Below are 22,941 nucleotides of genomic sequence, written 5' to 3' on the forward strand. Positions count from 1 at the left end.
CTAAAACACAAGAAACGCCTCGAGTTATCGAGGCGTTTCTGTGGTATTTTGTTTAAATTCTTACGGGTTTATTGTAAATAATTTTCAAAGCAAGCACATTTCGCCTCATTCCATATCATCCATTCGTATCCGAATAATCCTTTTATTGAAGGGCTATCGCATAGATTTACATTGATATGTGCTCTTTGTAGTGTCATAATTTTATGGCGCAAAGATAGGAAAAATTGTTTTTCAGCAATGAAAATAATACTTTTGTTCACTGAGCAGGGGGATAGTTTAACTGGAAAAGACGGTGGCTTCAAGTTCCTCAGCCACCTTGTATATGCGGGTATAAGAAATTTCTTCCAATCGTTTTAATGCCTGAATTTTTAAATCTTTTAATTTTAAAATAACTATCTCCTGAAAGTATTTCATTAAAACTAAGACTACAGCTCTGGGTGGCTGAGGACCACGAAGCCACCTACCATTTTTTAAATCTTTAAATGCTTAAATCTTTAAATTCTTTAATTCCTCAACATCTTATTCCTCCCCGTCTTAAACCTCGAAATATCCTTCAGGATAACATTGTCATCAGGGTTAAAATATTTAAGTTCATTGATGATCTCAGAACGGGTACCTACCTTTTCTGCAATAATTTCATAGGCGATACTTCGTGTTACAGGCTGTAGTTTCGGATCCTTTTTAAACTCATGCTTCATCGCTTCAAGGTAGGTCGTCTTTTTATAGGACGGTGTTTTATGATAAAGTTTTTGAATTTCTGCTTCCAGTTTTCTAACATCAAAAACATTGGCGAAATAATTATTCAGACAGTTAAAGGCATCTTTATCTTCCTCCCAACCTTTCAGCAGTATTTTCTGAGCTTCCTCGGGCTGCTCCATTTTTTTACTGTATACCAAAGAAGCTTTTACCATTTGATTATTGCCTGTATAGTCATCTGCAACCATCTGATAATAGATGTGGGCATTTTTGATATCACTAATTTCCCGGTAAAGATCCCCTACTTTTTCTTTCTGCTGCAGTTCTTTGTACAGGTCGATTGCCTTTTTGTACTGTTTTGCTTTTTCATAACAGGAGGCCGCTTCTGATTTATTGTTTAATTTTTTCAGATAAACAGCAGCCGCTTCATTGTAGAAACCGCCGTCTTCCAGTGTTTTTGCGCCGCGGAAATTATCCTGAAGGAGGTTCATATATACTTTTGCTGCTTTTTTGTAGTCTTTTTCAGCGATATATTTTTCGGCAAGTTCTTCATATCTGCTTCGGATTCTGTCGAATAAAGAGGCTTCGAGATAGAAACTTCCGCCTCCGGAACCGCGTCTTCCTGAGTTTTTTCTGTTCTGTTCTTTATCTTTTAAAGCCGTGATAACAATCATGATAATAAAGGCTACCACAAGGAAAATAGCCAACGTTCCTACAACACTCCAAAAGCTTTCGTGGAACAGCTGTGCTCCTATCCCAATGATTTTAAACACTGCCAGGATCATAAATGCGATCAGGAATTTGTCTATAAATTTCTGTTTATTCATCGTTGTCAGGGTTTAAAATGGTTTTGTCTTCGCTGAACAGTCGGTAAAGAAGAAGAATGACGCAGATCACGAGAATCCATACAAACCAGTTGTAACCGAACATTTTTATCAGTGGATAAAACAGATACACCAGCATGGACACAAGGAACACCGACAAAATAATCTTCACCCAAAGCGGAACACTGTCTCCGCCAAGGTTTAAAGATTTTCTTTTGAAGATAAAAGAATAGATTCCCACCGCTCCAAACATAAAAATCACAAGATAGAGGATATCCGAAACTTTTGTTTTTTCAGGTGAACTGCTCTCACCGGACTCGAGCTTTCCTATTTTTGAATCTTTAATTGGAGACGGAGGAAGTTCCATCATATCAAGCGTTCCATACAGCTTTCCAAGAGAATCAGCTATGAGGACCTGCTTTTTCTTTAAAACAAATTTCACAACTTCACCATTTACAGGTTTTCCCTTACTATATTGTTTCAAGGAATCCGAAATGCGGCGTTTCATCGTTGCTTCCTGCTGAACCAGATGTTTCGTTATCTTTTTTGAGTAAATAATTTTCAGGGAATCTCTGCTGTTATGTTCTCTGCTGTTGAGTTTTTCGATGTCGTTACCCACCTCACCAAGATTTCTCCCTCCTGCTTTTTTATACTGTTCTCTTTCGTTCTGATCTTTTGACATGGCGGCACCGGCTGCAGAATATTCACGGGAGAGTTTTTTTCTTTCTTTTCCGTAAATGGAATCAATTTTCATATCAATATCTGTCACACCGGACTGGTACGCAATCATATCGGCGCGGGTTTTATCAGCACCGTTCATGATTTTACCGGATGAAACAAGAAAATCTTCTTTCAGCGTCTTGTCTTTATCTGAAGGCATAAAAATCCTGAACAGTATCGCAATGACGACAACAGCCCAGAATATTCTTCTGAAATTGCGGGTTCCGGCGGTTTCTTTTTTATCTCCGGAACCTCCGAACAGGGTACTCAGCCAACTGTTTCCAAAAGTAAAGTTTCCAAAGCCATCACCACGGGAAGTTCCCATAATATCCAATGGTACACCCAGCTCTACCGCTCTGTCAGGATATTTTTCTATATATTGTAAATATTTTTCAATCTCTTTTTTATTTCCGGCCATTACTTTTTTAAGGTCAAAAGGCAGGTTTTTCATCCATTCTTCTTCATTCTTCGGCTGCTGAAGGGCGGCAAGGATTTTCTCATCATCCATCTCAACCATAAAACTCTCAATATGCAGAGGTGTTTTCACACCATTCGAAGGTTTTCTTACTTTTCCCTGTGCTATTTCAGGTTCCTGTAGCACAGAAAGCCAGTCTATTTCTTCCGACAGTTTAACAAACCCAAAGTCAGGATGCATAATCATGAACCTAGTTCCTGCAGATTGCCAGTCTGCCGGATTGATTTTAGGATAAAATATAGTATTTTCAGGGATAAAAAGTTGATCGTCTACACATTGAAAATAGGCATTCTTCCCAATTTCCTGAGGAGCTTCATGATAAAATACCAGCAGACATCCGTACAGAACATTAGGCTGATCTGCCGGAATCGCATAGGATTTTACTTTATTGAGATCGATTCCCAATATTTCCATTTCGTGAAGCCATGCCCTTGGTGACGGATCTTTGATCAAAACCCCTTTCTTAGGATAGCTGTTTTTCGGAAAAGGTTTTATTCTAAGCTCCATAATCCAGGATTTGATCAATAAATGCTGTTAAATACTGGGAATACATTTCTTCCAGGGTTTTTACTTTCAAAAGCGTCTGTTTCGGAAGATAATATTCTGAACCGCCATATTCTGTATTCGTAGACAATGCCAGGAAACCATATTCCGTGGAGGGAATATAAAATGTAGGAATTCCTGTGTTGCTGCTCTTAAAAGTAAGCATTCCACGGGGATCTGTAATGATCTCACTGCCGTCCTGAAATGTAAATTTATTTTTGTTCTGCTCGGCAAGAATCTTCACAGTAAACCTGTTTTTGTAAAGGTTCAGTGAATTGTCATACAATCTGCACAGTTCATTTCCTGAGATCACCAGATTATTATTTTCGTTGATTCCCATCCGGTTGAAATTACTGATGATCTTCATTCCGCTTCGGTTCAGCTTGGCCACTTCGGTTTCAGCTTTTGCAATATTTTTGTCTATTTCACGGTCATCATTAAAAACAGATTCTACCGATATATTTCCTTCCAGACTGATTTTGTAAAGGGAAGAATTCGTAGGCTGATGCAGATAAAAACTCCTGCTGAAATAGGTCAGATGATACGAGCTCGGGATATTCAGCCCTGTCACGTTGAATTCAGAATATTCTTTCGTATTCAGATTCAGTTTGGAAATGAGTTTTTTATCCGGCTGATACTGGCAAAGGATAAACTGCTGCTGCTTATTTTTCGCCAGGGCAAACTGTCCTCTCGGTTTTACGGAAATATCTTCGATCAGGACTTCGCATCCATGATATGTTTTGTAGTAATCATAAGAGCTGCGGTCATAATAATTATCAGAAAGATACGTTTTCAGCAGCTGTTTTTTTGAACTTAAAATGTAAAATTCCCCTTCGTATAAAAACTGGGCAATTGTATTGGACGGAGTCGGAAACAGAATCGGATAATTTTGTGGAAGATCTGTTTTCTTGCCATTAATGGTCGTCGCTTTGAGTTTACGCTGTGGCGGATTGGCCCACAATTCCTGTAGCGGAAGTTTGATCTTTTGAATATGCTTTCTGGCTCCTTTATGGTGCTTATAAAAATTCAGTTCGCCGTCCGAAGAGGTCGTGATCAGGAATTTCAAGCGGTCCCTGTTTTCGTGGATCACTTTCCGTACTTTTTCATCGGCAAGGTTTTCCTGATGGGTGATGAAGAACACTTCAAGATCTTTTTCCCGATGATCTTCATTAAAAAATTTCGCCAGCGCTTCCGAAACTTCCAGAATAGGACTCACCTGATTCAGGTTTTCAATAACATCTTCCGTTTTATCAAGAGACACCGGTAATCCGGCCTGTCCCAAGGCAAAAACCTTACAGTCCGAATGGGCCTTCGGATGTCTGATCACCGCAATAGCTGATGCAAACGCTAATACTTTAGGAGTTCCCCAGTTTCTCAGGGAAGTATCAATTAAAATGGCTCTTTCAAATATATTTTCTTCCGGCGGAATCTCTCTCTGGATGTACAGGGCTTCATTATTCGCGATCCGGTTCATAAATACCTCATCTTCATTGGCAAATTCGGAAAGCAGCATTCTGTGGAGGTCGCCTTTATTTGCCATATCTGAAATTCCCCCAATGGGTTGTTCCCCGGGAGATAAATGACGCATCGGAATTCTCAGCCCGCTCCAGATTCTTTTGATCAGACTTCCTACCTGAAAGGTTTTCGGTTCTTCGATCAGTTGCTGGATAAAATCTTTATCGGTTTCTACGGTAGTTTCCTCTTCCACCACTTCATCATCCAGCTCAGGCTCATCAATGTGATCGCGCATGGCATCAATAATGGACTGTACAGTAGGAAATTTTTCATTCAACAGATCAAGAGCACTTAAATCCCTGTTGATGGCAGATGGTCCTGCATATTTTTTCTCCGCACTTGCCGCCAGTATGTAGGGTCTTTTGTAGTAGATCGTCAGGATCATTTCTGCTTTGCCGGGAGCGATCCTATTGTGAGCATCCTGAAAAAGGGTCTGAAACAGAACAATCCTGTTCTGTCCATGTTTGTAAACTCTGTTTAATGATTTCAGCTTTTCAAGGAACTCAATGCTCTTGTCAGCGGTGAAGTCGAAATTTCCAATGCTGTGAAAATTAGCCGTATGTTTCAAAGGACCTGCAAAATCTGTATAACCGTCCTGCATGGCATATAAAACCATCAGCAATGCGCCGAAAGGAGGCCATCCCTGCGGCTGCAGCTCTTTCAGGATCTCCATCACATAAGGTCTGTAGGCTATTGCCCCAACGCCCGGAATCGAGATGAGATTATGATCATGGTACCCGGAATCACCGGCGATATCCTCGTCGGTCTCCCACTCCCAAAAGTAGTTTTCGTATGACTGGAAATATTCGTTTAAATCCATTCTTTTGTTTTTTCAGTAAGACGGAATGAGCTTACAGACAGTTTCCGGAAATCTTCTTTTTTCACAGGAAGATATGTTCCTTCTTCGGTCCATAACAGCCATTTGTCCGACGTTTTGTTATATTGCTGCTGTAGGAGTGAGCTCAAATTTTTAAATTCGAAATCAAAACCTGAAGGCAAAAGGTGACCATCTCTGGTCCAGTAGGTTTTTCCGGGCAGACTCAACAGCGGTGTTCCGAGAAACAATGCTTTATCGTCAATCACTGCCCATTCTATCTTATCCAGTTTGAAATTCGGCTGTGTGGGAATACTGTCTTTAATATCTGTTATTGAACTTAACAATGCAATGGCAGGATGTTCTTCACTCCCTGGTTTCAATCTCACTTCCACTTTTTCGCTGATCCCAAAATAATTATTATTGGAAGCAGGAAAAGTAAGTCGTAGTGCTTTATCTATCGGTGACCAAAGCAAAGCTGTTCTCATTTTTTTGCTTGGGACCAGTGCTTCTTTTTTGAATAAAAGTCCGTCACGCAGTTCGTACAGTATAAAATTAGGGAGCTGCTGGAGATCTGCGGATACAGCCTGCTCTTCGGTAAAGCATTTCAGCCAAACCGTCTCGTCGTCTACTGCAATCTGTACATTTTTCCAGTCCCGGATAGCGCCCAGAAAATCTTCATCGGCGCGGGGAAGTTCTGCCCAGAATTCTTTTATACCGTTTGAAGGATCTTCTGCCATAAGCTTTCAATTTCTTGCTGGATATACTGCTTCTGCTCCGGATTTCTGATCCAGTCGCAACGGGTCTGCAGGTATCTCAATTTATCTTTGATCACATTCTGTTCTTCAAAACTCAACGTTCCGCTGTTCCATTTTTCCACAAGGATTTTTACATCCTTCATTACTTCCTCCGGATTCGGAGTTTTATTCTGCATCGCTTGTGGATGGGATTTCGGGTTATCATCTTTTTCAATGGTTCTGTTGATGATGCCTTCCAGAATCTCAATCTGTTCTTCCGTATCCCAGATATGTTTCAGTACCCAAAGATCTGAAAGCACAGCTTCATTTCTTCCGCAGATCAGGGCACTGGCTGCAATCAGGTTCTGAAGTTTTACCGCTCTACGGTCTGAAATGGCAATTCCCGTATTTCTTAAACTGATGATCGTATTTAAATAGACTTCGTAAATAGGTCTCAAATCCACTGCTTTACACAGATTCTGAAGTTCTCTTATTTCGTCTGCGAGGATTTCGGGAATATCGGTTTCTGTTTCATTCTCTAGTTTTCTTCCGGCAAGAAGAACCTGCTGAAGCAGTTCAGGATTTACATAATCTACATTGATTCTCACCAGAAAACGGTCAAATAATGCGTTCAGAGACTCATCTTCAGGAAGAACATTACTCGCCCCTACAAACATAAGCGCAGGTAAATGTTTTGTTTCTTTTCCTCTTTTGAAAATTTTCTCGTTCAGAGCCATCAACAGTGAATTCAGGATGGCAGAATTCGCATTGAAAATCTCATCCAGGAAAACCAGTGAAGCTTCCGGCATCATGCCTTCGGTATTGGTAAGAAGTTCGCCTTCTTTTAGTTTTCTGATGTCAAACGGTCCGAAAATTTCGTTTGGTTCTGTGAAACGGGTCAGCAGATATTCAAAGTTTTTGCCGTCTTTCACTGTTTTGGACAGTGTTCTTACAATTGCCGATTTTGCGGTTCCCGGAGGTCCGTACAGAAATGCGTTTTCTTTGGCCAGAAGACATATTCCCAGCAGATCTACGACATCATTTTTTCCTACGAAGGTGTCTTTTACGTAGTTGAGAACGGTATTGAGTTTTGTAATATTTTGAGTCATTAGTATTTATTTAATGAAAAATCTTAACAGTAAAAAATATATAAATCCAATTACAATCAGTGAAAGAATAAGATCAATATAAAAAGTAAATGGAAGTTCTAAAAATTTAAAGCCTACAACAAAGTATCCAACTATTATCACAAGGCCCATAAGCGCCGATAGGAAGGAATACAGTGAGGAAATCATCAGCACCAGTGAAATAAAAATAAAATATATTCCCACACTTAAAAAAATAAAAAAATGCTTCCCGTATGCGGTGTATTGGCTGTGAATAAAATTAACAAACCCAGAAAAGTCATTCTTTCCTGAAAACAGCAGCCAGATATGGTTTCCGAAATCTTTAAAAATCACAAGGGGATCATACCCTGAAATCCAACTGACAGCAACAAGTAAAACGGTGAGCATAGTTCCCATCATTCCATGAAAAATAAAGGCATTTTTCATAGTCCGCCTATCATATTTCTTCAGTTCATCATCATTAAGCCCCACATCCCCTCCTGAATCCGTTTTCACAAGGCTGGAAAGGGGAATATAGCCAAATTTAATTCTGAGATCATTTTTTATGGTGTAGGCATACAAGGGTTTTGAAAAGGACATGAACATCCAAATCTCATTCACTTTCGTTTTAAACATCAAAATATTGGCATAATATGCCAAAATACATAACACAAAAAAGTAGGAAGCAACTATTCCTCCCAGTGCAACTGCAGTATTAATCTCCATGAGCAACTATTTTTAAATCCCGCCAGTAAACATCCTTATGAAGTCCAAAATCTGCCATAAGCAATTTATTAATATAGGGAATTTCTGCCAGCGAATAGGCTTTCTTTTCCACAATTCTTTCAAGATACAATTTCCGGTACACCTTATCCTGAAGCTCCTTTTCCCAGTTGATCTTATCTACATTAATCGGATATCCTATCCCGGAATAATGAAACTGCGTGAGAATATCTTCCAGAATCTTCACCAAAGGATCATAAGGATCTGCGGTCTGCAATACGGAAGCAATCTGTGGTAAAAATCTCAGGGATAAATCTGCCGATAAAACAGTAGAAATATCGGAGGATAGTTTCATCTTTGGGATCAGCTTATCCAGATCTTTTGAGGTATTTTCCCTGATAAGATAGAGCTGAGCACTGTGGTACAGGACTTTTGCGCCCCAAACTGCAGCTTCTTTATTACAATATATAGCTGTGGATAAAAATTCCAGTCTCTCTTTTTCGAACTCTGCTTCAAAATAATCTCCGGCTTCCTGTTCTTCTTTTTTAGAAATTTCCTGCAGGTTTGAAAATACAGTAATGGATCCGCTGTTTCGCAGCAGAAAAATAGTGTCTAGAAATGGGGATCTGGTTTCCATCATCTAACAAAAATAAAACTATTTCGCAGAGAATCGTTGATCGTTAGATAATATTTGAGGTGAATCATTCATAAATCTGGTGATTTAATTACAGTGGAAAGTATTTTTCTGTTTTTTTGCTCTCGCGGATTGGGCAGATGATGCAGATTATTGCGGTTGCTTAATGTAAACCTCATAGGTTTTGGAAACCTATGAGGCTGGTTTGGGGAATTTATGCTTAGAAAACTTAGGATATTGAGCTACAAATCTTTAGATATTTCAATCTAAAAGTTGCTATCTTTGTCCCTTCAAAATAACATTATGAGTATTCACATCAGTGCAAAAAAAGGAGAAATTGCTAAAGTAGTATTGCAGCCGGGGGATCCGCTTCGTGCACAATATATTGCTGAAAATTATTTGGAAAATGCTAAACTGGTAAGCAAAACAAGAGGAATCTTTTATTATACAGGTCTTTACAAAGGAAAAGAGATCACTGTAGGAGCCAGCGGAATGGGCTTTCCGAGCATTGGGATCTATTCTTTTGAATTATTTACAGAGTATGAAGTAGATACCATCATCAGAATCGGGACGTGCGGAGCTTATACGACGGACCTTAAACTTTTTGATATTTTAAATATTGAAAATGCAGCCAGCGAAAGTACGTATGCAAAATATGCATGGGAAATTGAAAATGATATTCTTCCTCACCAGGGAAATGTTTTCGGAACGATCAATGAAACGGCTCAGGAGCTTTCTTTAGCGACTAAAGCCATCAACGTACATAGCAGCGATATTTTCTACAGAAAAGATCCTAATGTTCCTGCCATTGCTACCAAATACAACTGTCCGGCTGTAGAAATGGAAGCTTTCGGATTGTTCGCGAATGCACAGCATTTAGGAAAAAATGCAGCGACAATTCTTACGGTAACCGATATTATTCCTACCCACGAAAAAATTTCTGCTGACGAAAGAGAAAAAGCTCTTAAACCTATGATGGAACTGGCTTTGGAATCAGCAATAAAAAGTCTTTAACAGAAAAGAAAGTTAAGCTGCGGTTTTGCAGTTTCGCCATAAAAAAAGAGCTTTACTTCATCAGTAGAGCTCTTTTTTATAGTTTGAAAAAATTCCTTGCGGTTTCCGTGGTTTCATCTGCCACTTCAGAGATACTCATCTTCTTCCAGTGGGCGATCGTCTGTGCTACGTAAGGCAGAAAAGACGGTTCGTTCCGGCGGTTCTGCATTCGCGGCATATTCTTCGGAAGCATGAACGGGGCGTCGGTTTCTATCATCATGCGGTCCAGCGGAGTGTATTTGATCACGTCTTCCAGATGTTTAAATCTTTTGTCATCACTTATCGCGCCGGTAAATCCTAAATAAAATCCTTTATCAAGATAGATTTTAGCTTCTCCAAGCGTTCCTGTGAAGCAATGAACAACCGCTTCCGGTAACCGGGAAAGATATTCATCTGTAATTTCATTAAATCTTTTGAAAGCTGATCGTTCATGCAGGAAAAGAGGTTTGTCAACTTCAACGGCTAATTCCAGCTGGGCTCTGTAGCATTTTTCCTGAATGGGTCTGGGAGAGAAATCCCGGTCGAAATCCAGTCCGCATTCTCCTACTGATACGACCTGATCTGATTGCAAAAGGTTTCTAAGTTCCCGGATACTTTCCTGATTAAAAGACTTGGCATCGTGGGGATGAATTCCTGCTGTAGAAAATAAAATGTCATGATATTCTTCTACGATCTCCGCAGATTCTTTACTTCCGCGTACGCTTGTTCCAGTGAGGATCATTTGCTCTACCCCATTGTCCAGGGCGCGGTTGATAATTTCTTCGTGTTCGTTATAGAACTGTTTATTGGTCAGGTTAATGCCAATATCAATGTATGTATTCATTTGTTTTTGTTTTGTCTTTGTTTATAAAATATCTTACAACCTTGGGGTCTTTCAAAACGTTTTTGAATTCTTTTTCAGAATAAAATCCTCTAAAATCCGAACGCTTTACTCCGTTGAATTCTTTCGTTATTTTCACCCAGATGATTTTGTGTCTGGCTTTTCTGGCTTTTTTAAATGTAACAGTTTCATTTAGCTGATCTTTGATAACTGCTTTTGCTGTTCTTCGCCATTTTTTATTACCATATTTTCTAAGTTCCTGAGAGATTTTTCCGTCTTCTCCAGCTCTGAAATTTCCTTTATTATAAGTATTTCTCATCTTTTATTCACATTAAAAAGGGAGGCAAGCGGGATTCGAACCCGCGTATCATATTAGCAATATGCGCTTTTCCGTTAAACTATTGCCTCCGTTTATTTGAAAATTTAAGAGTTTAGTATTTCTTCATTGTTTTAGTTTTTAAAATAGAAACAGACAGGGCCCGAACCTGCAACCTTCCGGTGAAGGGAATGTTTTTCCAGTTAAACTACTGTTTCTGTATTTATGCTTCCACTTCCAGCAGGCTGAAATATTCTGAAGCGGTGAGCGCTCTGGGAAAGCCGCGTGGCGTAATTTCCCTTTCCAGCTCACAGATCAGAAGATCGCCCTGTCTTTTCAGACATTTGATGTGTGGAATAATGTTTTCATGTATTCTGAAAGTAGATGCGATGGCGGTGAGTGCATTTCCTTTATATTCCTGTTCTATCCAAAGCCAGTGTTCCTTTTCTGTGGAAGGGCACCAGCATTTTACGGCGTAGGAATACTGATCTGTTTCACGCCAGGTATAAATTCCTAATTTTTTATTTTCAATTTTATACACCTCATAACGGTTGATTCTTCGGATCTGGGTTTTATTTCCGTTTTGATCGTATTCGTTGTAATTCAGTTCCACTTCTTCTTCATTGATCTTTTCTGCTTCCAGGCGATTCATCAGATTTCCTACTCCAATATAATTAAAACAGAAGAGACGCAGATTTCTGTCCGTAGATTCGAAGAATTCTTCAAACTGTATGGTTTCCACCCCATTCCAGAGTTTTTCTATTTTTTCCAGAATTTTGGTGAAAAACGGAGTTTCAAATCTCGTCCACTGACGTTCATATTCTCTCGTCATAAAGTTCTGAAAACTGCTGTGACGCAGCTTCAGAATGGAAATCAGTTTCCGGATGGTGTAATTCTGCTGATGCACCACATAGTTGAAAGACGCTCCGGAGAGGATCAGTTTATCTTTGGAAAGATACATTCTGTCATTGATCTTAAAATAAATATTTTTAGCCAGATGTTCAAAATGATCTTCTTTTTGATACAGATAAAAATTGATCTGCTTCAATGCCGGAAGACGCGAACCATTCTGTCTTTCATCACCGAAAAAATTAATATACTCCAGAGATTTAAAATTAACTTTGAATGCATTGGTCAACCTTCCGTTGATTCTCTTAAGATGGTCAAATTCCAAAGAAGTATGCATCTCCAGATCCCCGACTTCCTGAATTTTAGTTGCAATCGTCTGGTAGGTTTTATACGTTCCTTTTACTTTTTCCAAAGATATAAAATGACAGGTTTCTCCCTGAATCTGAATATTTCCGTTCACATTCTTCAACAATGGAAATCTTACGCCTGAATTACGGTTAACAGAAATGCTGCCTGAAGTCTCCAGCAATGGAAAATCTGCATAGCAACCCTGTTCCAATAGAATATTTCCTGTGATTTCCTGAAGCACCGGAAAAGAAGCTTTTGTCTTTTCAAATCTGAGGTGTCCGACTATTTTTTTCAGTTCCGGAAAATCGTGGGTAAAATAATGCCCTGTTTTGTCACGGCATTCCATATTGATCTGCCCCTGAAGAAATTCAAGGTAGGGAAAGGATACATTTTTACCGTAAACATTGATCCTTCCACGGATTTCATAGTACGGAATAATAATATCGTTACCGAAAATATCAACATTAAAAATACCTTCTTTCGGAAGAAATTCCACTTCATACTGATAATTGATCGGGATGACAATTCTGGACTGCACCAGTTTTTTACCTCTTGCAATGACACTGGCTTTTTTAAGGGAAATATTTCCTCCTATCGTTGCCAGGTTTTTAAAATCAAAATTGATGATGCATTTGAAATGACCTTTTACTGTTTCCAACTCCTGGATTTGGGCGAAACAATGAAGCGTGAAGTTTTCTTCTACCGTTTTAAGATTGGGAAGAGAACAGTCTGCCGCATCTACAGACAAAGATCCATTGATTGTTCTCAAGTTTGGAAACTGACATCCTTCTCCACGCAGAAGCAGGGTTCCGTTCAGTTCTTCAATGTCCCATGTGATGTTCCTGCCATATATTTCTACGGTCACATGGTCATCAAAAGCCGTCTCCGGAAGGTCTTCCTCGGAGAATACTTTATATCTTGTGATGGGATCAGTCGTATGCATTTTCTGTCAGTTGGGTTATGGGATTGTATTCCTGCTGGATGTATTTCACAAAATAGTCACTTTCTATGCGAAGGATTTTATGTTCACCGTGAAAAATAAAGCCATCGCCATAGACTCTGAAAGTTTCCGTACTGCCATCTTTTTCAATGATCTTATATCCGGGTGCTTTCAGGGTATGCTGGTTGCTTGTCTTTTCCAGACAGTATTCTTTATAGGTTTTGGTGTGTTCTTCTAAGTTGTTGATTTTTTCCCTTGCCTCCGAACTTCTTCTTAGGTAAGGCTTAATGTCAGATGATTCGGGAACATTCGTGTTTTCTACAAAATGAAGGGTACTTTCCTGTGGAACAGGAACAACTGTTATTTCTTCAACGGGACCGTTTTCTCTAAAAAAATCAAATATCTTTTTCAACATGGCTTTTATTTTTTGATGATAAAAACAGAAAGAAAATCGGATTCGAACCGATAATTCGCTTCTTAGAAGCTGGTTTTCTCCGGATTAAACTATTTCTTTCCTTATTATTTTCTGTGAAACGGCAGGATTCGAACCTGCGCCTCTGACTTGCCGAACCAGCGCTCTTCCATTGAGCTAACGTTTCTCCTTTTACCAGGCATTTATTTTATAATTTTTCAGCAGTACTCCGCTGTAATAATTTCCTTTTATTCCCTCAACGACCGGATGCAAAATTCGCGCAGCTCCGTCTACAGAATCCAGTGGCGGAATATATCCCTGCTCAAACTGTTTCTTTCGAAGACTTTCCTTCGCACCTGTAGAAATCCATCCTACATCCACGGCACTCATATAAATCTGATCGTTTTCAAATTCTTTTGCTGAGGTAAGCGTCATCATATTCAGGGCTGCTTTTGTCATATTCGTGTGCGGATGAAATACCGTTTTATTATCATAACTGAAAATACCTTCCGAAGACGTCACATTGATGATGAATTTCTCCTGAAATGCTGAGTTTCTCATCAAAGGTTTCAGCTCTTTAATCAGAAAATAAGGCGCGATATGATTGATCAGATTCACCTCTACCAGTTCATACATGGAAACTTCTTCCAGTGTAGAATTCCAGCTCGTTTTTTCCCTGTTATCCACAGGCTGTCCGAAACGGGTAAGCGCCACCGGAGTTTCATCGTTCTGCGCATATTCAAGTTTTGCAATTTCGCTTGAAATTTCTGTCTGATTGGGGAAAAGATTCTGAATATTTTTAAATTCAATACACTTTTCTTTCTCACGATTGATGATCGGAAGATAGTATTCATCCGGATATTTTATGGTTTGAGCGGCATTATTGATCAGGATATCCAGTGTATCAAAACGGGTTTTATAAAAATCTATAAAATCCTGTATCGCCTTTAGATTTCTCAAATCCAAACCGTATACCCAAAGTCTTTCTTTCCAGTCTTCATAATCTGCTTCCTGCTGCATCATTTCCAGCGCCAATGCGGGAAAACGGGTTGTCAAAACCAAATTGGCTCCGCTTCTCAACAGCTTCAATGCGGTTGCCCATCCTACTTTTACTCTTCCTCCCGTCAGGATCACATTTCTTCCTTTGAGGTCTGCCGTTTCAAAACGTTTTTCATAGTTTTCTGTAGCACATTTCGGACAGAGTCTTGTATAAAAAGAATGGGCATACTGATAGCTCTGGTTACAGCAGTAGCAGTTTTTTGGGATATGAAGCGGCGTGAGTTTCGTCTCCTCTTTTTCTTCATCATAAAAAGCTGAAGCGCCTGCCAATGCCTTTTGCATCAGGACAGCATCAGAACTCACCGCGAGATCATGAGATTTCATTCTGGAATAATTTTCCTGGCGGTTCTGCTTTTTTGCGTTCTTATGAATTTTCGTGATCAGTCCTGAAAAAGTTTTATTGTCAGGATTGAGGAATGGATCGTCTTTCAAAGCATCCAATACCTTGAGACATGTTTCCCATTCATTTTGTGAAAATTTTTGATCTGAAAAATTCATAGCTTCAGTTTATATCTGCAAAATTATCTGCGCAGTACGCAATCTTTTTACGCACTGAAATTTTATTTGTTATTCGTTGATAAATTTTTCAAGAAAACCGATCAGCTGTTTCCCGCCGTGGCTCCACCGGATTCCGTGGCCTTCTTTTTCCCTGACTTCAAAAACAAGCTCATGTTTGTAATGATAGAAAACATTCCACCAGGTTCTGTTGTCCAGAATATAGTTGATCTTTTCCATCACTTTTTCCTGTTTCTGTAGGTTATTTCCTTTGATCTCACCCCAGAACTGATCATCCATTCTTCCGATATGTTTTTCACAGGCTCTCTGTGCAATGGTAATTTCACTGTTAAAAGGTTTCATGCAGGCTTCGATTAACATTTCTTTTAAAGGCGGAACAGCATTTTCATCGCGGATGCTGGCGGATGTCAGGCGCTGCCCCAGAATATTCAGCCAGTGCTCAAACGGAATATTTTCAAGTCGTGATGCTTTCACCTCATCGGAGTCGTTGCTTTGGAATATATCGATGAACTGTTCAAAACTTTTCGTTCGGTTCGGCTTTATTTCTTCATTAAAATAGGGAAGTTCCCATTCCAGCGTATTATCCTGAAATTTTCTGATATTGTTTTGCATCGCCTGCAGATGTTCTTCAGCGAGAATGGCCTGATATTTTTCTATCCAGGAGTCTGAAATTAATGGAATATAAGAAGTAAATACATTCATTTTTTAAACCGTTTTGATAAGATTAACTTCCAGTTTTTCTTCTGTGATGAGATGTGCAATGAGATTGAACCATTGTTGACAGTGATCCAGAATCCATGCATCTGAAGACACTGCAATTTCTGAATTTTCTGCTAAAAATTTATCCGGATTGAACTCCAGTTCTGCTTCCCAGTTCAGTTTGTTTTCTTCTGCAAAATCAAGGACGATTTGTTTAATCCATCCGCTGTTGGAAACCGGTTTGTCAAAAATCCAGACGATCTTCTGTACCTCAGCTTTTTGAAAAAATGCAGCCACCAATTCCACCGCTTTTTGAGTTTGATTGACTCTTTTATACGTTCCGTGAACGCCTGAAAGATCGCGAAAACATCCGTCTACTCCTTCAAAAACATAAGCACCGGACAGTAAACTTTCCATTAAAATCAATACATTGAAACCATCCAGATAAAGGATTTTGTTTTTCAGATCCGAAACTTCCAGCTGTTTATCTTTTCTGTGTTTTATTTGCTGTTCAGATGCGGAAGCTCCGCGCAATGCCTGAATCTGACGTGTTTTCAGCTTGTATCTGTTTCCCACGAGTTCAGAAGAAGCTTTCTCTGCGTAGCCTCTGCTCAATAAATACATCATGTCCTGAACAGCCATTTTCAGCTTATCAACCTGTTTTTGTGAACCGAAAATCACATCATCCCCTGTATTTTTTCCCCGGTTTCTGTTATTCATACTCAAAAATAGTTTTTTAAGCGGATAAAATTGCACTTATCTATTTCCTACGCTCTGTTTTATGTTAATTAATCAACATATAAAAGGTGGAGTTATACATTTTACAACAAAAGAGATATTTCGTACAACGTTTTGATTTTCATAAGGAATATGTTTGCAGAGAATAAAAATATCGATTATGAATACCTTAAAAAAATTATGTTACCTGTTGACAGCAATGCTTTTATCTGCTGCCTTTGTATCATGTTCTGATAACGACGATATGGTCATGGAACAGATCACTCCCTCACAGAAACTTTCTTCCACTCCCTGGGAAACTACGGCTGCAAGAGACAAGAATGGTCAGCCTGTGAACCTCAACGATGCCAGTGTAAACGGTTTTGTGGGTTTTGCCTACTTTAAAGCCGATGGAAATTTTGTGATTTACGGATTAAATGACGTTTTAAGATCCAGAGGAACATGGTCTGTAGATCCACTGGGGAAAACCAGAATCATCACCGCATTGAACCCAGACGGGACGACCATCTTTACCCGTTCTGTGGACATTCTGGTACTGAACAACAATGAATTCACGTACAGAATTCACACCAATCCAAGTGACCCTTCTGTTTATTACGATATTATCCATACCAAAACGGCTCACGCTGAACCAGCGAATGGTCAGCTTACTTTAGCTTCTACCCCGTGGGAAACTACAGGCGCTAAAAACAGCAGCGGAAATCCTGTAGCCTTAACAGATCCTAGTGTTTCCGGTTTTGTTGGATATTCTTATTTTAAAGCGAACGGTACTTTTACTATTTACGGGCTGAATAATGTACTGAGATCCCAGGGAACATGGTCCATTTCTCCGGACGGAAAGAAGAGGACAATCACCGCTCTGGACGCGAACGGTAATGTACTTTTCACCAGAACCGTTGATATTCTTACGCTGAACAGTTCTGAATTTACCTACAGAATCACTCCTGATGCAGGAAATCCTTCTGTCTACTACGATATCATCCATACCAAAGTAGATCATAAGGAACCATAGATATTTTTTAAGTTAGTTGATCATGGATGGACTTCGGCGGCCCAAAGGGCCGCCGAAGTCTTTTTTTTAATAAGCTTATGATCGTATCATGTTCAATAAAATCATTGAAACAGCATTGCTTTTCTTACATCAATTCTTGCCACCATTTCTTCCAGGTCACTTCTCCCAGCTGATCCAGATTTACTTTTTCACCAATCATTGGATGAGTAACCGGAATACTGTTTTCTTCCGCATATTTTGAAACAAGTTCCAACGGTTCAAACCAGGGATGCTGGGCCAGTTTGAATTTTGAATTATGAACGGGAATAAAGTTTTTGGCTTTCAGTTCCTGTACCTCCTGAATAATCTGTTCGGGAAGGCTGTGGATGTAGGGCCATTTTTCATTGTATTGCCCGCATTCCATTATCGCAAGATCAAAAGGTCCGAATTTCTCTCCGATCTCTGTAAAATGATTTCCGTAACCGCTGTCGCCACCTAAAAATAGTTTTTTGAATGGAGTCTGCAACACAAAGGAAGTCCACAGGGAAATATTCCTGTTTAGAAGTCTTCCCGAGAAATGTCTTGCCGGAGTGAGTGTAATACTGAAACCATCTGCCAGATCAACGTTTTCCCACCAGTTTCTTTCAACTATTTTTTCTGTTTCCCATCCCCAGTATTCAAAATGCTGTCCGGTTCCTAATCCGCAAATAACGAGACCTACCTTATCTTTCAGTGCCTGAACGGTTGGGTAATCCAGATGATCCCAATGATCATGGGAAATCAGGAGTACATCAATCTCCGGCATATCTTCCGGTTTGTAATGGTCTGATCCCGGAAATGCTTTGATAGAGCCGGGCATTGGAGAAGCATTCCCACTGAACACAGGATCTACCAGAAACTTTTTGCCATCAATTTGAATAAAATAAGAGCTGTGCCCGAACCATACGAGCACATTGTCTTCGGGTTTCAGGTTCTTCAGGTCTGTGGTTACAAACGGAATCGGGGATTTTGGGGTTACATTTTCTATTTTACATAGGGTCTGTAGGAGTAATTTGGTCATGCTTTCCCCTTCCAGCAAAGCCGGTGTAGGAAGGATATTCTGAAATTTTCCGTTGGTATAATTCGGCAGTGTACTGAAATAGGTTTTTCTCTTTTCGTTGGGAAACTGCCCCATTTGTTTCTTCAAATTCATTCCGTTGTTGTTTTTGTTCTGAACCTTCATCATGTAAGGATTAAATCAGAATAATAAATATAGGGATTAGATTCTTTACTTAAACAGATCAACGAATAAAGGGGATCGTTTACTTTATTTCTTTCGATAAAACCAGATTTTATCAACATGCTTTTTTTAATGATAAAAAAATCTCCAGTCCTGATTCTTCATTACATTTAAAATAAAAATGTTAACTTATCATCTTCTTTATTAACTTTTTATTTATTTTTTCAATTTGATGTAACAAATATCCTACAATAAGTGTCTTATTAGTGAAATATCACTTTGAATGAAAATAATTATATGTTCGATCGCCTTACTGATGGGTTCTTTGGTCTTTTCACAGGCTAAAAATGATACCATCAAGCAGAAGGAAAATCAAATTGAAGGCGTTACATTAACAGCAAGAAAACCTACTGTGGAATCTAAAGCAGACAGAACGGTTTTTAATGTATCCAACAGCTCTATCCTGGCAGGAAACACCACCTGGGATGTTTTGAGAATGACCCCTTTGGTAAGCATTGACAATAATGATGCAGTGAAAGCAGAAGGAGAATCCGTTACGGTTTATATCAACGACAGAAAATCTGTATTTACCGGTAAGGAATTAAAGGAATATCTGAAAACCATTCCTGCGGATAACCTGATGAAAATTGAAGTGATCACCAGTCCGTCATCACGCTACGAAACGGCAGGATCAGTCATTAATATCGTTCTTAAAAGGAGGGATGATGAAGGAATGAAAGGCAGTGTGACTTTTAATAACAGACAAAACGCCAAAAATTCTCAGTATACGAACCTTAATCTGAATTATCACAAGAAAAATTTCACGCAAACCCTAATTGGAAGCTATAGTGACAATACTTACTTCCAGAGAAACACCAGTGTGAACAGTTTATATAAAGATAATGATGTGACCCGTATTAGTAATGAAACCTTGGGGAAAGGCAGAAGCCCATCCATGTCTTCTACATCTGAATATGAATTGAATGATAAAAACAATATAGGCCTTATTCTGGAATATTATCAGAGCAAAAATTCTTCCGCTTCTGATGCAGACCTTTCCAGAACCAAGAATGATCAGCCATTTGAATCTTATCATCAGGATCAGGATGTAACAGGGCGATACCGCACACTGGGGACGAATGTTTTTTATAAATACTATGACAAGGAGAAAAACAGGATTCTGGATGTCAACTTGGGTTCCAATTATAATTCTCAGGAGAATCTCAATGAATTTTTAAAAACATATAACAACATATCGAAAGTCAATCAGCTGGGAATCAATTCTCATGAACAGACCCGAAACTATTACATCAAAGTAGATTATACCCAGCCTCTGGGGAAAGGCGGCAGCTTTGAAGTAGGCGGAAAAATGGATTTCAATAATAATGTGATCCCGAATACGCTTTCAGGAAATAATGCGGATAATCTCCGTACCAATGATGTTTTTCATTACGAAGACAATATCAATTCACTGTATGCGAACTACAGCAAAACCTTCTTCGAAAAGCTGGAAACAAGAGTCGGTGTCCGTTATGAGCATATCGACTATAAAATGAGAGAGGATGTATCCGGGAAAAACCGAAAGGATTCCTACAGTACCTTGCTTCCCAATCTATTGTTGAAATACTCTTTTTCGGATAAATATGATCTGACGCTGACGTACAACCGTAATCTCTGGCGTCCGTGGTATTCGGAGTTCAATCCTTTTCTTGTTCCTACGAACGATGGAACATTCTCCCGCGGAAATATGGAGCTGGAACCGAACCCGAGTCACAGAGTTTATATGAAGCTGGGAATTCTTAAAAAGTACTTTATTTCTGCAAGGTATATGTATACCGATAAGGATTACTGGACCTCATTTGCTGAAGAAGATGGAAGAACAGTAACCCTTCCGGATAATTTCAACGGAAAAGTTCAGAAGTATTACCTTTTTGCGAATACGAACCAGACCTTCCTGAAAAATAAACTGAATGTGAATGTCGGCGTTGGATGGTATTATATCGATAACCATGATTTCAACCAGGTAAATGATCTGAAAGGTAAAGATTATATCAGTTATATGGGAGCTTCGGCCAATTTATCCTACACGAATCTGTTTAATAAAAACATCAACCTGAGTCTCTGGGCAGAACTTTCTAACCAGAATAACGGAAATTCATACGCGAATAAAACGAATATTTTCCATAACATCTCAGCTACCAAAATATTCCCTAAAACACAGATGGAAGTGAGTCTTCAGCTGATGAATATTTTCAGCAGACCTATTTTCGATAATACCACTTACAGTCAGGATGGTACCTTCAGATCTTCGATGAGGTCAGACTGGTACGGATTTTCACTTTCGTTCGTGAAACGTTTCGGAAACCAGAAGGTAAAAGGAAACACGAAGACGGATGTAGAGAAAAACAGCGGCGGCGGAAAATAAAATAACGATTTAATCTTGGTAAATCCTGAAAAAAGCTTCAGAATTCATCAGACAAAAAAATAATTCAAACAGCAGAAATCTCAGGGTTTTTGCTGTTTTTATTTTGGGGCATTCCACAAAATTTCTCCATACTATTTGAGCAAAAAACCATGATCTGATCCATTGGACCACATTTTTTTAATCATTCTGGATGAGAGTAAAAAAAACGGAAGTGGGTAGCTTTACACCCAATTAAAAAGCTTTTCAGATGGAAAAAAACAATCTAACAAACAGAACGGGTGCTCCAGTATCAGATAATCAGAATATTTTAACAGCCGGAAAACGCGGTCCTGCCCTACTTCAGGATATATGGTTTCTGGAAAAGATGGCTCACTTTGACCGGGAAGTGATTCCGGAGCGTAGAATGCATGCTAAAGGCTCCGGTGCTTACGGAGTTTTTAAAGTTACCCATGACATTACCCCATATACAAAGGCCAGTTTATTTGGTGAAATAGGCAAAGAAACCCCACTATTCATCCGTTTTTCAACGGTAGCAGGAGAAAGAGGCGCAGCTGATGCAGAAAGGGATATCAGAGGTTTTGCCCTGAAATTCTATACCGAAGAAGGAAACTGGGATCTGGTAGGAAACAATACACCTGTTTTCTTCCTGCGTGATCCTTTAAAGTTTCCGGATTTAAATCATGCCGTGAAAAGAGATCCGCGTACCAATATGAGAAGTGCTGATAATAACTGGGATTTCTGGACGCTTCTTCCCGAATCTCTTCATCAGGTGACCATTACCATGAGCGACCGTGGACTTCCCAAATCTTATCGGCACATGGATGGTTTCGGAAGTCATACGTACAGTTTTATTAATCATGAAAATAAACGTTTTTGGGTTAAATTTCATTTCAAAACCCAGCAGGGAATAGAGAATCTCACCAATGCTGAAGCGAAACAAATCATTGCTGAAGACCGCGAAAGCCATCAGAAAGATTTATATGAAAATATAGAAAACGGAAACTTCCCTACCTGGAAAATGTACATTCAGATCATGGAAGAAGCGGATGCAGACACCTATCACATCAATCCTTTTGATTTAACGAAAGTATGGCCACACGGAGATTACCCGATGATCCCGGTAGGAGAATTTACTCTTAACCGAAATCCTTCCAATTATTTTGCGGAGGTGGAACAGGCGGCATTCAATCCGGCGACCATCGTTCCCGGAATTGGTTTTTCTCCTGATAAAATGCTGCAGGGCCGTTTGTTTTCGTATGGTGATACGCAACGTTACCGTTTAGGTGTCAATCATCACCAGATTCCTGTGAATGCTCCGAAATGCCCATATATGGCTTACCACCGTGACGGAGCAATGCGAACTGACGGAAACTACGGAAGCAAGATCGCTTACGAACCCAACAGTTTCAGCCAGTGGCAAGAGCAGCCGGCTTATGAGGAACCACTTTTAGCTTTGTCAGGATATGCCGGACATTGGGATCACCGTGAAGATGATGATTATTTTTCCCAACCAGGAAATCTTTTCAGACTGATGTCTGATGAGCAGAAAGAACTTTTATTTAACAATACTGCGGATGCTGCGGGAGGCGCCCAGCAATTTATCCAGATCCGTCACATCAGAAACTGCTATAAAGCCGATCCTAACTATGGAAAAGGAGTTGCAAAAGCGCTTAATCTATCGTGGGAAACCGTTTGTGATTACGAGGGATATGACATGAAAAAACAGACGGATATGAAATAGGGAGAAATCCCTGTTTCTTCCCCTGACT

The 22,941-nt window shown here is 39.5% G+C and carries 19 protein-coding genes and 2 tRNA genes; 4 read left to right on the forward strand and 17 right to left on the reverse strand.

Going from position 1 to position 22,941, the window contains the following annotated elements; all coding sequences use genetic code 11:
• Nucleotides 1–503 precede the first annotated feature (503 nt).
• Genes BM143_RS21350 through BM143_RS21380 form a run of 7 tightly spaced genes read right to left on the reverse strand, consistent with a single transcriptional unit; the run spans nt 504 to nt 8,793 of the window.
• The gene (locus BM143_RS21350; protein ID WP_090027154.1) at nt 504–1,523 is read right to left on the reverse strand and encodes a soluble NSF attachment family protein; all 1,020 of its coding nucleotides are present in this window, start codon (nt 1,521–1,523) and stop codon (nt 504–506) included.
• Complete coding sequence (locus BM143_RS21355; protein WP_090027156.1) at nt 1,516–3,222, reverse strand: hypothetical protein; 1,707 nt, start codon at nt 3,220–3,222, stop codon at nt 1,516–1,518. The genes BM143_RS21350 and BM143_RS21355 overlap by 8 nt, the downstream gene beginning before the upstream one ends.
• A complete protein-coding gene (locus BM143_RS21360; protein ID WP_090027158.1) occupies nt 3,212–5,593 on the reverse strand; it encodes a hypothetical protein in 2,382 nt (793 codons plus the stop codon). The genes BM143_RS21355 and BM143_RS21360 overlap by 11 nt, the downstream gene beginning before the upstream one ends.
• Nucleotides 5,584–6,327 (reverse strand): hypothetical protein, encoded by a 744-nt coding sequence (locus BM143_RS21365; RefSeq protein ID WP_090027160.1) that lies wholly within the window; start codon nt 6,325–6,327, stop codon nt 5,584–5,586. The genes BM143_RS21360 and BM143_RS21365 overlap by 10 nt, the downstream gene beginning before the upstream one ends.
• The gene (locus tag BM143_RS21370) at nt 6,300–7,433 is read right to left on the reverse strand and encodes an AAA family ATPase (RefSeq protein ID WP_090027162.1); all 1,134 of its coding nucleotides are present in this window, start codon (nt 7,431–7,433) and stop codon (nt 6,300–6,302) included. Before BM143_RS21370 ends, BM143_RS21365 begins: the two co-directional genes overlap by 28 nt.
• Before the next feature lie 6 nt (nt 7,434–7,439).
• Complete coding sequence (locus tag BM143_RS21375; protein ID WP_090027163.1) at nt 7,440–8,156, reverse strand: hypothetical protein; 717 nt, start codon at nt 8,154–8,156, stop codon at nt 7,440–7,442.
• Nucleotides 8,146–8,793, reverse strand: a complete 648-nt coding sequence (locus BM143_RS21380) for a hypothetical protein (RefSeq protein WP_228430921.1) — start codon at nt 8,791–8,793, stop codon at nt 8,146–8,148. Before BM143_RS21380 ends, BM143_RS21375 begins: the two co-directional genes overlap by 11 nt.
• A 297-nt stretch (nt 8,794–9,090) precedes the next feature.
• Between BM143_RS21380 and deoD the strand changes: the two genes are divergently transcribed.
• On the forward strand, nt 9,091–9,801 hold the full coding sequence (deoD, locus tag BM143_RS21385; protein ID WP_090027165.1) for a purine-nucleoside phosphorylase: 711 nt from the start codon (nt 9,091–9,093) through the stop codon (nt 9,799–9,801).
• A 76-nt stretch (nt 9,802–9,877) separates the two neighbouring features.
• Here the strand turns inward: deoD and BM143_RS21390 are convergent, their stop codons facing one another.
• From BM143_RS21390 to BM143_RS21435, 9 genes are all read right to left on the reverse strand, one after another.
• Entirely contained in the window at nt 9,878–10,663 is a 786-nt protein-coding gene (locus BM143_RS21390) for a TatD family hydrolase (protein ID WP_090027167.1), read from the reverse strand.
• On the reverse strand, nt 10,647–10,979 hold the full coding sequence (locus BM143_RS21395; protein ID WP_090027169.1) for a hypothetical protein: 333 nt from the start codon (nt 10,977–10,979) through the stop codon (nt 10,647–10,649). The genes BM143_RS21390 and BM143_RS21395 overlap by 17 nt, the downstream gene beginning before the upstream one ends.
• A gap of 20 nt (nt 10,980–10,999) precedes the next feature.
• Nucleotides 11,000–11,068, reverse strand: a tRNA-Ser gene (locus BM143_RS21400).
• Nucleotides 11,069–11,199: 131 nt separating this feature from the next.
• On the reverse strand, nt 11,200–13,116 hold the full coding sequence (locus BM143_RS21410) for a hypothetical protein (RefSeq protein ID WP_090027172.1): 1,917 nt from the start codon (nt 13,114–13,116) through the stop codon (nt 11,200–11,202).
• Nucleotides 13,103–13,528, reverse strand: coding sequence for a hypothetical protein (locus BM143_RS21415; protein ID WP_090027174.1), 426 nt, complete (start codon nt 13,526–13,528; stop codon nt 13,103–13,105). Before BM143_RS21415 ends, BM143_RS21410 begins: the two co-directional genes overlap by 14 nt.
• Before the next feature lie 114 nt (nt 13,529–13,642).
• A tRNA-Ala gene (locus tag BM143_RS21420) sits at nt 13,643–13,712 on the reverse strand.
• 5 nt (nt 13,713–13,717) lie between these two features.
• Nucleotides 13,718–15,082: an SDR family NAD(P)-dependent oxidoreductase gene (locus BM143_RS21425; protein ID WP_090027176.1), complete on the reverse strand. Its 1,365-nt coding sequence runs from the start codon at nt 15,080–15,082 to the stop codon at nt 13,718–13,720.
• Nucleotides 15,083–15,151: 69 nt separating this feature from the next.
• On the reverse strand, nt 15,152–15,802 hold the full coding sequence (locus BM143_RS21430; RefSeq protein WP_090027178.1) for a hypothetical protein: 651 nt from the start codon (nt 15,800–15,802) through the stop codon (nt 15,152–15,154).
• A gap of 3 nt (nt 15,803–15,805) precedes the next feature.
• Nucleotides 15,806–16,519 carry a DUF434 domain-containing protein gene (locus BM143_RS21435; RefSeq protein ID WP_090027180.1) on the reverse strand — a complete coding sequence of 238 codons (714 nt, stop codon included), beginning with the start codon at nt 16,517–16,519 and terminating at the stop codon, nt 15,806–15,808.
• A 178-nt stretch (nt 16,520–16,697) separates the two neighbouring features.
• Between BM143_RS21435 and BM143_RS24200 the strand changes: the two genes are divergently transcribed.
• On the forward strand, nt 16,698–17,549 hold the full coding sequence (locus tag BM143_RS24200; RefSeq protein WP_228430923.1) for a DUF4822 domain-containing protein: 852 nt from the start codon (nt 16,698–16,700) through the stop codon (nt 17,547–17,549).
• 124 nt (nt 17,550–17,673) lie between these two features.
• Here the strand turns inward: BM143_RS24200 and BM143_RS21445 are convergent, their stop codons facing one another.
• The gene (locus tag BM143_RS21445; RefSeq protein WP_090027326.1) at nt 17,674–18,720 is read right to left on the reverse strand and encodes an MBL fold metallo-hydrolase; all 1,047 of its coding nucleotides are present in this window, start codon (nt 18,718–18,720) and stop codon (nt 17,674–17,676) included.
• 310 nt (nt 18,721–19,030) lie between these two features.
• On the opposite strand from BM143_RS21445, the gene BM143_RS21450 reads away from it, so the two are divergent.
• Both BM143_RS21450 and BM143_RS21455 read left to right on the forward strand, forming a co-directional pair.
• Complete coding sequence (locus BM143_RS21450; protein ID WP_090027182.1) at nt 19,031–21,172, forward strand: TonB-dependent receptor domain-containing protein; 2,142 nt, start codon at nt 19,031–19,033, stop codon at nt 21,170–21,172.
• A 247-nt stretch (nt 21,173–21,419) separates the two neighbouring features.
• Nucleotides 21,420–22,913, forward strand: coding sequence for a catalase (locus BM143_RS21455; RefSeq protein ID WP_090027184.1), 1,494 nt, complete (start codon nt 21,420–21,422; stop codon nt 22,911–22,913).
• The last annotated feature ends 28 nt before the right edge of the window (nt 22,914–22,941 follow it).

The organism is Chryseobacterium oleae (assembly GCF_900115055.1).
Lineage (GTDB): Bacteria > Bacteroidota > Bacteroidia > Flavobacteriales > Weeksellaceae > Chryseobacterium > Chryseobacterium oleae.

What these genes read in the sequence shown, in the direction of transcription:
- BM143_RS21350 (WP_090027154.1), bottom strand. Translation starts at nt 1,523, where the DNA reads ATGAATAAACAGAAATTTATAGACAAATTCCTGATCGCATTTATGATC.
- BM143_RS21355 (WP_090027156.1), bottom strand. Translation starts at nt 3,222, where the DNA reads ATGGAGCTTAGAATAAAACCTTTTCCGAAAAACAGCTATCCTAAGAAA.
- BM143_RS21360 (WP_090027158.1), bottom strand. Translation starts at nt 5,593, where the DNA reads ATGGATTTAAACGAATATTTCCAGTCATACGAAAACTACTTTTGGGAG.
- BM143_RS21365 (WP_090027160.1), bottom strand. Translation starts at nt 6,327, where the DNA reads ATGGCAGAAGATCCTTCAAACGGTATAAAAGAATTCTGGGCAGAACTT.
- BM143_RS21370 (WP_090027162.1), bottom strand. Translation starts at nt 7,433, where the DNA reads ATGACTCAAAATATTACAAAACTCAATACCGTTCTCAACTACGTAAAA.
- BM143_RS21375 (WP_090027163.1), bottom strand. Translation starts at nt 8,156, where the DNA reads ATGGAGATTAATACTGCAGTTGCACTGGGAGGAATAGTTGCTTCCTAC.
- BM143_RS21380 (WP_228430921.1), bottom strand. Translation starts at nt 8,793, where the DNA reads ATGATGGAAACCAGATCCCCATTTCTAGACACTATTTTTCTGCTGCGA.
- deoD (WP_090027165.1), top strand. Translation starts at nt 9,091, where the DNA reads ATGAGTATTCACATCAGTGCAAAAAAAGGAGAAATTGCTAAAGTAGTA.
- BM143_RS21390 (WP_090027167.1), bottom strand. Translation starts at nt 10,663, where the DNA reads ATGAATACATACATTGATATTGGCATTAACCTGACCAATAAACAGTTC.
- BM143_RS21395 (WP_090027169.1), bottom strand. Translation starts at nt 10,979, where the DNA reads ATGAGAAATACTTATAATAAAGGAAATTTCAGAGCTGGAGAAGACGGA.
- BM143_RS21410 (WP_090027172.1), bottom strand. Translation starts at nt 13,116, where the DNA reads ATGCATACGACTGATCCCATCACAAGATATAAAGTATTCTCCGAGGAA.
- BM143_RS21415 (WP_090027174.1), bottom strand. Translation starts at nt 13,528, where the DNA reads ATGTTGAAAAAGATATTTGATTTTTTTAGAGAAAACGGTCCCGTTGAA.
- BM143_RS21425 (WP_090027176.1), bottom strand. Translation starts at nt 15,082, where the DNA reads ATGAATTTTTCAGATCAAAAATTTTCACAAAATGAATGGGAAACATGT.
- BM143_RS21430 (WP_090027178.1), bottom strand. Translation starts at nt 15,802, where the DNA reads ATGAATGTATTTACTTCTTATATTCCATTAATTTCAGACTCCTGGATA.
- BM143_RS21435 (WP_090027180.1), bottom strand. Translation starts at nt 16,519, where the DNA reads ATGAATAACAGAAACCGGGGAAAAAATACAGGGGATGATGTGATTTTC.
- BM143_RS24200 (WP_228430923.1), top strand. Translation starts at nt 16,698, where the DNA reads ATGAATACCTTAAAAAAATTATGTTACCTGTTGACAGCAATGCTTTTA.
- BM143_RS21445 (WP_090027326.1), bottom strand. Translation starts at nt 18,720, where the DNA reads ATGAATTTGAAGAAACAAATGGGGCAGTTTCCCAACGAAAAGAGAAAA.
- BM143_RS21450 (WP_090027182.1), top strand. Translation starts at nt 19,031, where the DNA reads ATGAAAATAATTATATGTTCGATCGCCTTACTGATGGGTTCTTTGGTC.
- BM143_RS21455 (WP_090027184.1), top strand. Translation starts at nt 21,420, where the DNA reads ATGGAAAAAAACAATCTAACAAACAGAACGGGTGCTCCAGTATCAGAT.